The sequence below is a fragment of the Pseudolactococcus yaeyamensis genome, from assembly GCF_054658615.1.
The window spans coordinates 1-1,020 of record NZ_BAAGGP010000191.1 but is presented as its reverse complement, the minus strand read 5'-3'; the positions used below and the strand labels follow the sequence as shown (position 1 = coordinate 1,020).

The 1,020-nt window shown below is 41.4% G+C and carries 1 protein-coding gene; it reads right to left on the bottom strand.

Going from position 1 to position 1,020, the window contains the following annotated elements; genetic code table 11:
• On the bottom strand, nt 1-1,020 hold a 1,020-nt coding region (locus tag ACYQ21_RS15655), incomplete at both ends, for an RHS repeat-associated core domain-containing protein (protein WP_460059613.1).

The window sequence follows — 1,020 nt, the reverse complement described above, 5'->3', positions numbered from 1 at the left end:
TAGATTATATGATTTACCGTTAAGCACCGCAGTTTGCGGAAATTGTCCATAGAGTGAATCGTTGCCAAATGGGGACGGTTGTGGTCTCCAACCACCGTTACCATTGTTAGAAGATGAACCGCCTCCAGTAAATAAGTTGACAACTGGCTGAACAATATTCTTATTAACCCAATTTACCCCTGCTTGTACAGCTTTGACAGCTGGTTTTACAACATAGTTGTCAACGATTTGAACAGCTTTTTTAGCTGCTTTCTTAATACCATTCCAGACATCATTCCAACCGAAACGCCCCGCATCATCACGATACATGAATGGATTGTTATTACCATAGATGTATTTATTCTGCGTGGTTGGATTTTTAAGGCTACCTAAAACAGTATCTTGTTGTAAGAATCGTCCAGTAGTGGTGTTGTACTCTCTGGCTCTCAGATGAATATCTGCGCTGTTATCATGGTACTGACTTCTGTAACCTGCTTGGTCTTGAATTCGGCGCTCACTTGAACCAAATTCTTGATAAAGGTTACTTGAATATAGTCTACCATTTTCTTTAGAAATTTGCGTGATATTGCTCTTCAAGCCATCTTGATGATAGGTGTCGAGGTCATTACCTATCGCCATGCCGTTATTGTTGTAGAAGTTGGTGGCTTGGTAAGTTGACTTAACCTTCTTATCATAGTTGGTGTACTGCTCTTGCAGTGGGCTGACATAGGTTTGCGTATAGTCATTCAGATACTCAATCGTGTCAATCATCACAGTTGTATCGACTGCTTTTTTCAGTTTTTCTTCTGTGACTTTGCGACGATTAGCCTCATGGTCGATGCGCCATGTGCGGTCTTTGATAGGTAAGCAACGTGAGAGGAACTCAGGCATTTTGACGAGTTTCGTCAAAATATCTGAAAGTGTGATATCACTTTCTTCAAGACGGAGCTGTGCCTCTCTGTCTGTCGCTTTCATCCATGACATCATGTCTGTTTTGAGTTTACGGTCGTACTCATTTGCCGTGCCTTTAGAAATTCGATT